General features: G+C 63.6%; 2 protein-coding genes. Both read right to left on the bottom strand.

What is annotated here, in order from left to right; translation table 11 throughout:
- A partial coding sequence (locus BFF77_RS31875; RefSeq protein WP_141698607.1) for a GNAT family N-acetyltransferase occupies positions 1-207 on the bottom strand: 207 nt, incomplete at its 3' end.
- Positions 208-394: 187 nt separating this feature from the next.
- Positions 395-1,049, bottom strand: a 655-nt coding sequence (locus BFF77_RS31880; protein ID WP_066957008.1) for a MetQ/NlpA family ABC transporter substrate-binding protein, incomplete at its 5' end; no start/stop codon positions are given.

Consider the following 1,049-nt stretch of genomic DNA (forward strand, 5'->3'; position numbering starts at 1 on the left):
CACGCGCTCGGCGGGCGCGATACTGGCGACCCACTGATCGGCGTCCTCGCGCGTATACGGATGAGGCACGGGCGTCCAGGCCGTGATCAGTTCGTCGTTCATCATTTCGATGTGCGCCGGGATGTCCGCCGTCTCGAAGGCGCGCAGCACCAGCCGCTCCGTGCTGATGGAAACGTCCGGAAAGGTGGTAGTCATGCGCAGCTCCATGCCTCAGCCCGTCGTAAATGCACAGCATGCAGCATCGGACGGTGATGCGCATGACCGGGTCCGGGTGGACACGTGGGCCCCGCGTACGTCCTCCGTACGCGGGGCCCACACCTGAGGACTCGGAGACAAGAACGTTACTGCTCCGGCCACTTGAGCGTCACACCGACCGCCCGGAAGCCGCCGGAGACTACTGGACGGCGCCGAAGACGGGCACGACCGAACCGTCGTAGGTGTCCTCGATGAACTTCTTGACCTCGGGCGAGTTGAGAAGCGTCGCGAGCTTCTCCACCCGGGCGTCCTTCTCATTGCCGCGCTTGACGGCGAGGAAGTTGGCGTACGGGTTGTCCTCGGACTTCTCCAGCGCGAGCGAGTCCTGAGCGGGCTTCAGGCCGGCCTCAAGGGCGTAGTTGCCGTTGATGATGGCGGCGTCGACGTCATTGAGGGCGCGGGGCAGCGTGGCGGCCTCCAGCTCCTTGAACTCGATGCCCTTGGCGTCCTTGATGTCGGAGAGATTGGCGTCGATTCCCGCGCGGTCCTTGAGTGTGATCACTCCGTTGTCCGCGAGCAGCTTCAGCGCGCGGCCCTCATTGGTGGTGTCATTCGGAATGGCGATGCTCTGACCGGACTTGATGCCCTTGAGATCGTCGATCTTCTTGGAGTAGAGGCCGAGCGGTTCCAGGTGGACATTGACGACGGGCACGATGTCGGTGCCGTTCTTCTTGTTGAAGTCGTCCAGATAGGGCTTGTGCTGGAAGAAGTTGGCGTCGACCTCGCCGCTCTGGGTCGCGGTGTTCGGCAGGACGTAGTCCGTGAACTCCTTGACCTCCAGCTTGAGGCCGGCC

It is taken from the genome of Streptomyces lushanensis, assembly GCF_001700515.1.
Taxonomy (GTDB): Bacteria; Actinomycetota; Actinomycetes; order Streptomycetales; family Streptomycetaceae; genus Streptomyces; species Streptomyces lushanensis.